Origin of the sequence: Chryseobacterium cucumeris, assembly GCF_016775705.1 — a bacterium.
Lineage (GTDB): Bacteria > Bacteroidota > Bacteroidia > Flavobacteriales > Weeksellaceae > Chryseobacterium > Chryseobacterium cupriresistens.
This window is the reverse complement of sequence record NZ_CP068760.1, coordinates 3,774,979-3,787,814: the sequence shown is the minus strand read 5'-3', so window position 1 is coordinate 3,787,814 and position 12,836 is coordinate 3,774,979. Positions and strand designations below refer to the sequence as shown.

The window sequence follows — 12,836 nt, the reverse complement described above, 5'->3', positions numbered from 1 at the left end:
TGTAGGGAAGATTAAATTAAATTGAACTTGACGGTGGCTGTAAGCCTATGAATTAATCTTTATTTTTCAACAAGATCCATCCGGTGTATTTAATGCTGGTATCCTGCAGAGCTGGTTCTTTCCAGGTGATGACGTACCAGTAAGTTCCGGTAAACAGTTTTTTATTACTGAACATACCGTCCCATGTGTAATTGTTAAAGCGTGTCCCGGTAAAAACATTGTTTCCGTATCTGTCGTACACCATAAAAGACAGGTCTTTTTTATAAGCAAAATCTGCATACGAAATTGTATCATTAATATTATCACCATTAGGCGTAATAGCGCTGATCAGATTAATAACTGTTAATTCTACTTTTAAAGGGTCACAGTTATAAGAATCTTTTACATAAAATTTGTTCTGTCCGTTCGGGAGGTTAATGAAAATATTAGAGCTTTGCCAGCTGACACCATCAAGAGAGTATAGATAAGGAGGCTGTCCGCCGGTTACGGTAAGAGTAGCTTTATTGTTTTCAATATCAATATTTTTGATAACAGGTTTGGGAGCGGCCTTTATCGTAATATTCTGTTTGGTAAAGCAATGATCATGTTCCAGGATCACCCAGTAATTTCCCACTCCTGCATTGGAGATTGATGAGGTAGTAGCGCCTGTGCTCCATTCATATGACTGATATCCCGTTCCTGCATCCAGTGTAGTTGTAGAATTAAAACAGATAAACTGATCTTTAAGCAGAGGAGAAGGATGAGGCAGGGTAACGGTAAGAGTTACTGTTGCAATAGTATAACAACCTGTAGCATTAATTACTTTAATGTATACCGTTCCGCCGGAGGAAATGTAAACACTGGGATTCAGGATAGCATTGATACCTGCTCCAGCATCCTGTAGTGTTTTATAATATTCTTTTGTAATACCTGTTTCGCTGGTAACAGATGCCTGGGTGAGATCAAAGCTTCCTTTATTCGGAGCGGAAGCAATATAACATGACGTTAAAGATATATTCCGAACCTGCGGGGAAGGACTAAACAGGAGACTGATCTTTGCCTGGGCAGAACATCCTTCAGGAGTTGAAACTTTTACATAAATATCTTTAGGAATAGCAGATACATAAACATTAGCCTGTATAATTTCATTGGTTCCGGCCGTCAGATCTGCTAAGGTTGGGTAATACTTTTTTATACTTCCCGACGGACCTCCCACATTGGCGGAAGTAAGATCAAAAATTCCTGTTCCGTTATTATTGCAGGCCTTGATTGTAGTATTGACAACATTCACTGATTGTACGGTAATTTTTACCTTTACTTCTTCACAATCTGTAAATTCGGGAACATTACCACAGAATTTATAAGTGAATGTATCGACTACAGCCCCTGTATTGGCTGTATATGTAAGCAATCCTGTTGTAGGGTTTACATTGAGTGTACCATTGGCTGGCGGAGTAATGATCTGTACAGTACCCGGAACCGGAGTTTGGGAAGAATTGGTAAAAGCCGGGGTTATAGCCAAAGGGGTACCTGTCGAGCATACTGTCAGCGCTTTTGTTGTCTGTATCAGACAGGAAAATGCTTTATAAACAGGAGTTGTTGCAGGCGGGCAGCTTCCTCCCACTGATACAGTCACTGTATAATTTCCCGGTTGGGTAGGCGTGTAAGTATTGCTGTTTGCTCCCGGAATAGCTGCTCCATTAAAATTCCACTGATAGGAAGAATAACTGTCATCTACCTCCAGGGTCATACCGGGAATACAGGTTCCGTTTTTCCTGGCAATGACAGGTATGGAAGAGAATCCGGCGAAATAACCACCGTAGCCTACATTTCCTTCTCCGGCAGCAATTCCTGCTGTAACTGCTTGGGTAGACTGAACGGTAATATTACCGGTAACATTAGAGACAGAATAAGATACCCAATTTGCATTTCCGGTGACTGGAAACGGACCCTGTGTAGAGGTTAATGGTGTTCCGTTAACTGTTACCGTTGCCCCGGACCCGGTTATAATATTAAGCTTAACGGAAGGCGTAATAGTTGTGTAGTAAGGTAATATATTGATCATCCCTATTTCATCAATTTTCTTAGGAAGAAAACAGCTGAGAGGAGGTATATAATTGGCTCCAATAGTAATCTCAACAAATGAAGTTGAAGTTCCGGCCATAAGCTGGTAAACATAAACTCTTTTAGTTGTCCGGATCCGCATATTGTAATGTCCGCTGCTGTTCTGATTACTGTAAGAAGAAGAGTTGATGTGGTAGAATTGCCCCTCATTAAGGGTGGCTATAGGGTTTACATCATCATTAAGATAGACCTGTGTATTATTTTCTGTTGCCGTTACGATAGCACCTTCTACATTAGAAGCAATCGGAGCCATTCCTTTAACGAGAACAAACTCATCTCCCAAGCGTTCAACAGGAATTGATTGATCCATTAAAATATCACCGCCATTGTTAGAATTAGTAATCTGGCCATTGAAGTTTCCGTTTGTGACACTTATGGGTTTATTAGACTCAATTTTAGCTCCAATAAAACCGCTTTGGTTTCCTGCCTGGTTTCCTGTACCTTCTATAATATACGACTGCCCTTTTTGTAAGGTAAAAGTCATTGAAGGCGTGTTGGTACCAGTAGTCCCATTGGAGAATTGAACGGAAGCTCCATAATTAGATACTGTTACCATTGTATTGTCTTCAGTAGCAAGTACTCCACAGGTGAAATTGTTATTGGAAGAAGCTGTAGCAATAGGCCCATAAGCAACATAAAATTTGTTTCCAATACCAGCTTTTCCTTTGGACGTAAGGATTTCTCCATGATTTTTTGTGGAAAACCTGAAAGTACAGAAAAAAGGTTTGTCTCCTTTGAGATAAAGACCTCGTCCGGTTACTTTAAAAGCCTCCGATTGTAATCCTGTAATCATATGATCCACAGGAATGTCAAAAGATTGAGGATTACCTTTACTGATAGTTACAGTTCCGATGACGGTATTATTGTTATAGATTGTAACAGGAAAAGGAGTCATGGAATCTGTAGATAAAAATAAAGCCTGCTTATTGGAATCATTAAGTCTGGACATCATAGGAGCAAACCAATGTTCAGTATCTCTTTGGGAAAAAAGAGTATTGGTGGCAGACAGAAAAAGAGATACCGTAAGCAACAGCCTTCTGATCAGTATGAACCATTGCTTTATTATAGTAAAATCCGGAGTATAAACAAAGTAAAAGTCTTTCATTGAATAAGTTTATGGGGAAAAAAACTGCCATAAAAGCGACAGATCAATTTCAGCCGCTTTTAATGGCAGAGACAACATTTATTTCTTTATAACTTTTACGGTATGAGAAGTACCGTCTTTCATTTCCATTCTTGCTACATATACTCCTGATGCCAGATCCTTTAATGAAATGGTATTTTCAAAATTTCTGATCTCAGTGATGAATTGCCCGGAAGTACTGTAGATTCTGACTGACTTTAGATTTTTGCTTTCAGTAAAAGTAATTACATCAGTGAAAGGATTAGGATAGATGCCGGTTTTTGTTTGGGTTGTATTCTCATGTACATTCATAGTCTGGCTAGGAGCCCATGAAATATTATCCCAGTAATATTGTGCATTCCCTGAAAGAGCATACGTATTGCGTATGGCCAGTCTTGCTCCTGCAGGAACGGTATTGGGAATCGTAACAGTGTAATCACTGCTTCCTGTAGCTGGAGTGTAGGATGTATTTGTGATATCCAGCTGCTGGATCAGCGTGAAACTGGCAGCGTCCACAGGATTGATCATATATCCGACTTCTAATTTTCCCGTACTGGCACTGCAATAAGCATTGAATTTTAAAGAATGAGTTCCGGCATTAATATTGGTAAACACAGGTAATATGGCAATGGATACATCTCCAGCAGAAATACTGCGTTGTAATATATGTCTTGTTCCGGAGAGAGCTCCGTTTCCATTAATGTTTACGCTAGCGATTCCTGTTACAATTCTTCCCCAGCATGGAGCATTGGTTAGCAGCCCTGTAGCATAAGAGTCAAAATTCTCGGATAAACCAGCCACAGGTGCGCAGAGAGTCAGGATAGAAGCAATATTACTCCATCCACTCTGATCGGAGGTGCTGCATCTTGATCTCACCCAGACATAATATGTTGTTGCAGAGTTTAATCCCTGGATAGTATAAGGATTTGCTGTTACCCCTGTTATACTAGGCGCAGTAGATGAGGTTGGAGCAATGTTGTTTGTACTGTAGTAGATATCATATCCCATTGTTGGGGCAGGAGATGGTGCTGCCCATGTAATATTCGCTGTTGCACTGGTTGCATTGGATAATACAATATTTGTCGGAGTGAAACACGTTGGTTTAGGTTCCCAGTATACATTATCCCAGTAAATATTCACAAAAGGAACTCCTCCGTGTCTTATGGCAAGTCTTGCATTGGCAGGAACGGTATTGGGCACTACAACACTGTATTCATAACCGTCATAAGCTGTATTGCTGATATTCACGGATTGAATATTCACAAAAGAAGAAGCATCAGTATCACCGGTAACATAGCCAATGTCTAATACTCCGGCTGTACCGCTTACTTTGGCTTTAAATCTCAACCAATGTGTCCCTGCATTTACATTGCTGAACATTGGAAGTACGGCGATGGTTGTATTGGCGGCCCCATTAGCACTTTGATACATGGCTTTACTGTTATTCACACCACTACCGGAAGCAATAGTCTGATATCCTGTTCCCAAAATAATTCTGTCCCAGCAGTCAGCGTTACTAGGCCCGTTTGCAGCATTTTCGAAATCTTCAAACATTGAAGTTTTAGCATCGCACTTGGTTTTAAATATCCCCCTTAAAGACCATGCACTTTTAGATGTACCGCAAACTGATCTCACATAAAAATAGTAAGTCGTAAAAGGCAAAAGTCCGCTGATTGGTGCTGAGATTGTATTACTGGTTCCCGATATCGGAGTAGAGGCATCCGGAATAGTAGTGGAAGAAGTATAATAATATTCATAGCTTCCTGGTGCTGTAGTTGGGGCAGTCCAGGAAATAATAGCAGAATTGTTGGTAATACCGGAAGAAGTAAGAGTTGTTGGAACAAAACAGGCCGGAGAAGTATCTATCTTCAAACTGAAATCTACAAAATTACCATAATTGTTAGGTCCGCACGGATTTACCGGATTGGGAAATGAAGTTCCGCTCTGTACCCTGATTCTATATATTCCCGATGCCTGAGAAGGCGGAATAAAAAACTGATCATCAACAACCGAATAACTTGATGGGCCTAGTGGATTCTCATAAAAATCATCAAAATCCCCGTCACTATTCCAGTCGATCCAGATATAGGATTTTACTCCTGATCCGGCAAAATCCAGATGAACGTTCACTGTTCCTCCAGGATAGGAAGTTACGATCTGACTGGAAGAATTATCTGCATAAGCTTGATATGCGGTGGCTGTATAATATAAACCTCCCTGATCAGAAAAAACAGCATTTTTTAAGTAATTGTTCTGGCTTGAAGCTCCGGCAGTAGGAATACAGTAAGTCTGTGCATTCAGTTGGTAAACTGAGAGGAAGAAAATCATCCATAATAAGTAGTGTTTTCTCATTTTATTTTTATTTTTTTTAAGATTAGATACCGCCTTTATTGTCTGCGTTTTATTTCTTTTCTATATCAATGAATACAGATGATTGATTGATGTCTTAAAAAATCATATATTAGATGATAGTGATATTCTCTTTAATTTCTTTTAATAATAATGGCTAATAGGTGTGATGGTTACATTGAAATTTGAGAATAAGTCTAATATTTTGAATCGACTTAAAGGTTTGAACAATATTAGCGTTATATTTGCCCCTCATCAAGGAATGTGCTTGCATAATTCACTGAATTTACAAGAATTTTAAAATTAAAATATTGTAAATCAGCAATATGTGATTTTGTGGTTTAAAAGGACTAATGATAGAAATATCAGTTAAGAACAGTGGGAAAATGATCCTCATGGTAAGAAAAATGCTGAAAAGTAATATGGTAATATTGTTTTTCATTTTGTGGTGCCCGGTTTTTATAAATGGGCAGCCTGCTCCTGATTTCAGTATTTTAACCGATAAAGCATTTCAGAAATTATATCAGAATCCTGAAGAGTGTATCAGCTATTCACAAAGTCTTCTGATCAGTGATAAAAATATAGAACATAAAGTCATTCTCCGGAATATTATTTCCCAGGCTTATGCCTTACAGGGAAACTATGTGCAATCAGTAAGTATTTCCAATCAGAAGGAAGAAGATGATAAAAGAGGGAATCTTTCACAATTCATCCAATTGTTTGATGATTATAATCTGGCAGATCAGTATCAGAATTTAGGATTGTATGGGCAGTCAAAAAAAATCATTGCAGGTATTTTAAAAGATCCGGATCTGTTAAAAAGCCAGAATCCAAAAGAACGTATGGTTCTCGCCAAGTTATTTCAGCTTCAGGCTATCAATGCAGGGATGGTAAGAGACTATGAGTCTGCTGTACTGAATATGGATAAGAGTGATTCTTATCTCACTGGTACAAATGAAGAAAACAGAATTATCAGATGGGAAAATAGCATTTTCAGGTCTACTTTTCTCTTACGTCAGAACAAACTGGAAGAATCAAAAAAATTGTTTTATAGTGTCATTGCGGATATTGAAAAGCATGGAAATAATGCCTTTATCTGTGCATTTGCCTATGAAAGTCTTTCCCGATACTATTTTATGAAAGGAGACTATAATACAGCCATCCAAAAGTTGGAAAAAGGATTCTCTGAAATCGAAAATCTTCCTTATAACGATCTGAAAATTATTTTTTACGAATTGTTTGCCCGCAACTATCTGGCTCTTAATAATGATGAAAAATATTACTACTACAATAAATTATATACCGATCTTAAAGCAAAGCTGGATTCTAACAAAAAAGAAGGGATTCAGTATGTTGTAAAGCTGCTTGAAACGTACCATAATAAAAATCTTGAATTTCAGAAACAAAATAAGATAAACCAGCTTCGGATAGCAGGAAGTATTATTTTAGTTCTTATCCTGATAATGACTGCTTATTTTCTGATTGAATCCGCAAGAGCCAAAGATCTTAAGAAGCAGCTTGTTTTTTTTGAAAAACTGAAATTCAAAGAAGAAATAACAGGAGGAGTAGCTGAAAGACCAATCGAAATTTTAAAAGAAAATAAAGCCCAGGAAAAAGATCTCTCTAAAATTTCAAAAGAAAAAGAAGAAGAAATTCTGCAGAAGCTCAAAGACTGGGAAAAATCTGACAGTTACCTGAACAAGAACATGTCGCTGGCGATCTTATCTGCTCAGACAGGAATAAATACCAAATATTTGTCGGAAGTGATCAATAATAACAAAGGAAAAAATTTTAACGGCTATATTAATGAGCTTAGAATTGATCACATTGCCCGGCTTCTGAAAACAGATCCTGCCTATCTGAATTATAAAGTAAGCTATCTGGCGGAATACGCAGGGTTTTCATCTCACGGAGCATTTACAAATGTGTTTAAATCGATCACGGGGATGTCTCCAAATACCTACATTCAGGAAATTATAAAAAATAAAAGCTGATGAAATTCTTTATCCATATCATTTTACTGAGTGTTTTGCTTTTCCAGACAGCTCTTTCAGGACAGGAAATTTCTGATGATTCCCTGATGAAGCTTGCCAACCGTGAGATTTATAACAATCCGGATTATGCTACCAGTATTGGAAAAAAACTGCTTAGAAAAGAAAACGGACTTGAGAAATCCATTAAAATTTATCTGATTTTGTCCACAGCGGGAATTGCCAAAAGAAACTTTGATGAATCTCTGCAATATATTCTAAAAGCAAGAGAATTGCTTCAGAAAACGAATGACCCTAAAATTCACACCAGTTTTTTGATTGCGGCTGCCGTGCAGTATCAGCAGATGGAACTCTTCAGCAAAAGTCTTGAAACACTGGATGAAGCTGATGAATATCTCACAAAACTTCCGGAAGATTCTTATCTGAGACATTTTGAAACGGCGAGAAGTTATGCATTAAGAGGAATGATTTATAAAAGTCAGTCGAATCCGGAAATAGCTCTTCAGGAATTTTTAATTGCCATCAGAAATTTTGAAAAAGTAAAAGAGCAGGAGAAAACATATTTTAACCAAAGCATCATTTATTACAATATAGGGAACTGTTATCTCAATCTGAACCAGCCCGACAATGCCGGAACAGCTTTTATGAAATCTATGAATCTGGCAAGGTTAATCAAAGCAAAAAGCCTGGAGGCATTTGCTTTAAAGGGCCTTGCGGAGATGAATAAACAAAAACATCAGAATCAGGAAGCTCTTACACTGCTGATAAAAGCTGAAGAACTGGGTAGGGAAGCGGGAGACCTGACTCTTAATGAAGGAATTTATATGGAAATGGCGGATAATTATCTGGCAATGGGAAACCCGGACCTTTATCAGGTGTACAGCAAGAAATATTTTGAAACGAAATTCAAAAGAGAGCAGAGTGAATTAAGCTCTATCAATCACGCTATTGATGTTCATAATATGGAGACTCTGAAAAAAAGTGAAAAGCTAGCCTCCCGATATGATTATTTTATGGCTGGGATGATGATTCTTGGATTTTTTATACTAAGTATCTTTTCCTATTTTGTTATGAAAATCAGAAAGCAGAATAGGAAATATCAGGATGAAATTAAACAGCTTATCAGGGATTAAACAGAAATTATCCGGCTTTCTGTGAAATAGGCTTTAGCCCAAACTTAATTATCAAAAGTTCAAGATTTTCGTTGAAAATAAATCGTACAGATCAATTTGTATGAAGGTAATAAAAACAAAAAACCTCACAATAAAAATTGTGAGGTTTTTTGTGAGCGCGAAAGGATTCGAACCTTTGACCGTCTGCTTAGAAGGCAGATGCTCTATCCAGCTGAGCTACGCACCCTTAGAAGTTGATTCCCGCTTAGTAATAAGCACATTAAAAAGTCGGGGCGGCAGGATTCGAACCTGCGACCTCCTGGTCCCAAACCAGGCGCGATGACCGGACTACGCTACGCCCCGAATATATAGAAGAGCGGAGGGTAAGGGATTCGAACCCTTGCGACACTTTCGCGTCGACAGTTTAGCAAACTGCTCCGTTAACCACTCCGGCAACCCTCCTTTTTGTTTATTTTTTAATGATCGTTGTTCCGTTATTGCGAGTGCAAATATAGAACAGATTTCTTTATTTACCAAATAAAATTCAAGAAAATTTTGTGTATTTTTGAACTAATAAATCATCCAAAAACCAAACTGATGCGTAAAACATTATATATCATCGGATTAAGCACATTTGTTTTTTCATGTACTTCTCAGCAAAATGTGAAAAAAAATACTTACAAACCGAAAACCCCAATAACACAGGCGAAACCAGCGGTTCAGACAAAACCTCCGGTTGCTCCAAAACCCAAAGTTGTATCTGATCATGGAGTAGAATTTTTTACGACCAATATAGCAGATCCAACCAAAAATGATAATACGGCGAGTTATGGTTCTATTGTATCTGCAAAACCGGGCGGATATAAAGTGGTAAAAACTTATTTTCCTGCAGTCGCCCAGAATTTCAGACAGCGTTATCTGATATTACATTATACGGCTCTTGCAGATGATAAATCGATCAGTGTTCTTACCCAACAGGCAGTAAGTGCCCATTATCTGGTAAATAATACAGGAGATAACGAGATCTACCAATTGGTAGATGAAAATAAAAGAGCATACCATGCAGGGATAAGTGCATGGAGAAATGACAAAAATCTTAATGATAATTCTATCGGTATTGAAATTGTAAATACAGGATATACTACAGATAGTACCGGTAAAAGAACTTTTGCCCCTTTTAGTGATGAGCAGGTGAAAAAAGTGGCTGCTCTGGTTAAAGATATTATAACAAGATATCAGATCCAGCCAACAAACGTATTGGGGCATTCAGATATTGCTCCTACAAGAAAACAGGATCCGGGACCGATGTTCCCATGGAAAAAGCTCTATGACGAATATCAGGTTGGAATGTGGTATGATGAAGCTGCTAAACAGACTTATCTTGAACCTGCACAAGCCGACCTGGCAGCAAGATATAATGAGTCCAGCTTTATTTTCCTTATTCAGACTTCATTGCAGAAATTCGGATATGCAATTGATCCTAGCGGACAATGGGATGATGCTACCAAGAAAACAATTGAGGCATTCCAGTACCACTTCCGTCCACAGAATTATGACGGAATTATGGATGCTGAAACATGGGCAATACTCCAGGCTTTAAATCAAAAATATCCAGTAAAATAATTCAAATTAAAACGCATCGGTTAGATGCGTTTTTGCTATCTTTAAACGATCAAAAACAGTAAAATATCTGTAATGGAAAATTTCAGAAAAGAAAGTGATCTATTAGGCGAACTGAATGTGCCTTTAGATGCTTATTATGGGGTTCAGACACAAAGAGCTATCGACAATTTTAAAATCTCAGGACAGCTTTTGTCTTCGTATCCGGATTTCATAAAAGGGTTGGCTTTTGTAAAAAAAGCAGCCGCAAAAACCAATTATGAATTAGGACTTCTGGACGAAAACCTGTATTTTAAAATAGCAGAAGCGTGTGATGAAATTGTAGAAGGGAAATATCATGAGCAGTTTCCGGTAGATATGATTCAGGGGGGAGCAGGAACTTCTATCAACATGAATGCGAATGAAGTGATCGCCAACATTGTATTGGAAAAATTAGGAAAAAATAAAGGAGAATACGAATTCTGTTCGCCTAATGATCATATCAACCTTTCTCAGTCTACCAATGACGCTTATCCTACAGCTATCAAAATGGGATTGCTTCAGATGAACATTGGGCTGGTAGAAAAATTAGAAAGAATTATCACTGCTTTCCGTGCAAAAGGACAGGAATTTCAGGATGTAATCAAAATGGGACGTACACAACTTCAGGATGCAGTCCCGATGACTTTAGGGCAGGAATTTGAAGCGTATGCAGCCACTTTGGAAGAGGATATCTCCAAGCTGAATAACAATGCCAGCCTTTTTGTGGAAGTAAATATGGGAGCTACTGCCATCGGAACAGGAATAAATGCTCCGGTAGGCTATGCAGCCCTTTGTGCTAAAAACTTAGCTCAGATAACAGGATTTCCGATTGTTTCAGCACCAGACCTGGTGGAAGCTACCCCTGATACGGGATCTTATGTGATCTACTCATCAGCAATGAAACGCCTTGCTGTGAAACTGTCAAAGATCTGTAACGATTTAAGATTACTTTCATCAGGTCCAAGAGCAGGCCTTTTTGAAATTAATCTTCCGCCAATGCAGCCGGGTTCTTCTATTATGCCGGGGAAAGTAAATCCTGTAATTCCGGAAGTGGTTAATCAGGTATGTTTCAAAGTGATTGGAAACGATCTTACGGTAACCTTTGCAGCAGAAGCAGGACAGTTACAGCTGAATGTAATGGAACCGGTGCTTTCTCATGCCATCATGGAAAATATCAACTTCCTTTGCAATGCTTTGGATACACTTCGCGACAAGTGTGTGGTTGGAATTACAGCCAATAAGGAAGTCTGCCTGAATATGGTGAAACACAGCATCGGAATTGTAACGGCATTGAATCCTTACATCGGGTACAAACAGTCTACACAGATTGCAAAAGAAGCTTTGGAAACCGGGAAAAGTGTTTACAATCTTGTTCTGGAAAAAGGAATTCTCTCTCAGGAAAAGCTGGACGAAATTCTTGATCCGAAGAATATGCTGAAACCGCATAACAAATAAATTCATCAACGATAAATGATCAATGGTAATTGATGTCCTCGAAAGCTTCTCATCATTGATCATTTATTATTCATCATTTATACTATAATTCGTGAGGTTTTTAATCATAATTCCTGCCCATAACGAAGAAAACAACCTTCCATTTACTCTTGATTCTTTACAACAGCAAAGCAGCAAAGATTTTAAAGTAGTGGTAGTGAATGACGGTTCTACAGACAGAACAGCTGAGGTGATCAGGAAATATACGGAAGCTGATTCCCGTTTTGAAACCGTCAACCTTCAGAAATCTGAACATCAGCCGGGATCAAAAGTGGTTCACGCTTTCAAAAACGGACTTCAGACCCAGGCTATGGATGAATTTGATATTATCTGTAAATTTGATGCCGATATCATTCTTCCGGAAAATTATCTGTCAGTAGTAGAAACAGCTTTTGCCACGCATCCGGAATTTGGATTGGTAGGAGGCCTTTTGTACATTGAAAAAGACGGAAACTGGGTATATGAGGGAAATTCCAATAAACATCATGTAAGAGGTCCTATGAAGGCCTACCGTAAAGAATGTTTTATTCAGATGGGCGGCATAAGGGAAACACTGGGCTGGGATAATATTGATTCCATTTTACTGGATAATCTTGGGTGGAAAGAAGTTGTTCTTCCGGAGCTGCATGTAAAGTTGATTAAAGTAAAAGGAGCCGATTATACCATACGCCCTGCGGATTATTACGGAAGATATTTTTATTTCTTAGGGCTGAACAGGTTTCTGGCATACATCGCCTCCTCAAAAGAAGCTGTGAAAAGTAAGTCTGCTTCATTTTTCTTCGATATTATCAGGTCTTATGAAAGCTGCAGATCAAAAAAATTAGAATTGAAAATTACAAAAGAAGAACAAAAAGCCGTTAATAATCAGCGTATGAAAATGTTGAAAAAGAAATGGCTGAAGATGTAAAAGATAGATTATTTTATACATTGCAAATGTTCATCAGTAGAAACGGGCTTTAGCCCGTTTAATTAAAAAAATAAAAATCCATTGGCTTTAGCCAAACTTAAGATATAACTCCCGTT

The 12,836-nt window shown here is 38.2% G+C and carries 7 protein-coding genes and 3 tRNA genes; 5 read left to right on the top strand and 5 right to left on the bottom strand.

The annotated features are described in order from the left end of the window. Positions 1-52: 52 nt before the first annotated feature. Positions 53-3,208 carry a T9SS type B sorting domain-containing protein gene (locus tag JNG87_RS16935; protein ID WP_238349610.1) on the bottom strand — a complete coding sequence of 1,052 codons (3,156 nt, stop codon included), beginning with the start codon at positions 3,206-3,208 and terminating at the stop codon, positions 53-55. A 78-nt stretch (positions 3,209-3,286) separates the two neighbouring features. Further along, on the bottom strand, positions 3,287-5,578 hold the full coding sequence (locus tag JNG87_RS16930; RefSeq protein ID WP_202839826.1) for a fibronectin type III domain-containing protein: 2,292 nt from the start codon (positions 5,576-5,578) through the stop codon (positions 3,287-3,289). Positions 5,579-5,928: 350 nt separating this feature from the next. Between JNG87_RS16930 and JNG87_RS16925 the strand changes: the two genes are divergently transcribed. Together JNG87_RS16925 and JNG87_RS16920 are read left to right on the top strand one after the other, a co-directional pair. Continuing rightward, positions 5,929-7,569, top strand: coding sequence for a helix-turn-helix domain-containing protein (locus JNG87_RS16925; protein WP_202839824.1), 1,641 nt, complete (start codon positions 5,929-5,931; stop codon positions 7,567-7,569). Next, positions 7,569-8,699, top strand: coding sequence for a tetratricopeptide repeat protein (locus JNG87_RS16920; RefSeq protein WP_202839822.1), 1,131 nt, complete (start codon positions 7,569-7,571; stop codon positions 8,697-8,699). Before JNG87_RS16925 ends, JNG87_RS16920 begins: the two co-directional genes overlap by 1 nt. 152 nt (positions 8,700-8,851) lie before the next feature. On the opposite strand, the gene JNG87_RS16915 is transcribed toward JNG87_RS16920, so the two are convergent. From JNG87_RS16915 to JNG87_RS16905, 3 genes are all read right to left on the bottom strand, one after another. Further along, positions 8,852-8,925 (bottom strand) — tRNA-Arg (locus JNG87_RS16915). Positions 8,926-8,966: 41 nt separating this feature from the next. After that, positions 8,967-9,041 (bottom strand) — tRNA-Pro (locus tag JNG87_RS16910). A 14-nt stretch (positions 9,042-9,055) separates the two neighbouring features. Beyond that, positions 9,056-9,140, bottom strand: a tRNA-Ser gene (locus tag JNG87_RS16905). A gap of 135 nt (positions 9,141-9,275) precedes the next feature. Between JNG87_RS16905 and JNG87_RS16900 the strand changes: the two genes are divergently transcribed. The 3 genes from JNG87_RS16900 (at position 9,276) to JNG87_RS16890 (ending at position 12,720) form a co-directional block, all read left to right on the top strand. Continuing rightward, complete coding sequence (locus tag JNG87_RS16900) at positions 9,276-10,301, top strand: N-acetylmuramoyl-L-alanine amidase (protein ID WP_202839820.1); 1,026 nt, start codon at positions 9,276-9,278, stop codon at positions 10,299-10,301. A gap of 72 nt (positions 10,302-10,373) precedes the next feature. After that, positions 10,374-11,774, top strand: coding sequence for an aspartate ammonia-lyase (gene aspA, locus JNG87_RS16895; RefSeq protein ID WP_110010803.1), 1,401 nt, complete (start codon positions 10,374-10,376; stop codon positions 11,772-11,774). Between the two features lie 91 nt (positions 11,775-11,865). Then, the gene (locus JNG87_RS16890) at positions 11,866-12,720 is read left to right on the top strand and encodes a glycosyltransferase (protein ID WP_202839818.1); all 855 of its coding nucleotides are present in this window, start codon (positions 11,866-11,868) and stop codon (positions 12,718-12,720) included. The last annotated feature ends 116 nt before the right edge of the window (positions 12,721-12,836 follow it).

Bases quoted from the DNA above. Each gene is read 5' to 3' on its own strand.
- JNG87_RS16935 (WP_238349610.1), bottom strand. From the start codon at position 3,208: ATGAAAGACTTTTACTTTGTTTATACTCCGGATTTTACTATAATAAAG.
- JNG87_RS16925 (WP_202839824.1), top strand. From the start codon at position 5,929: ATGATAGAAATATCAGTTAAGAACAGTGGGAAAATGATCCTCATGGTA.
- JNG87_RS16930 (WP_202839826.1), bottom strand. From the start codon at position 5,578: ATGAGAAAACACTACTTATTATGGATGATTTTCTTCCTCTCAGTTTAC.
- JNG87_RS16900 (WP_202839820.1), top strand. From the start codon at position 9,276: ATGCGTAAAACATTATATATCATCGGATTAAGCACATTTGTTTTTTCA.
- JNG87_RS16920 (WP_202839822.1), top strand. From the start codon at position 7,569: ATGAAATTCTTTATCCATATCATTTTACTGAGTGTTTTGCTTTTCCAG.
- aspA (WP_110010803.1), top strand. From the start codon at position 10,374: ATGGAAAATTTCAGAAAAGAAAGTGATCTATTAGGCGAACTGAATGTG.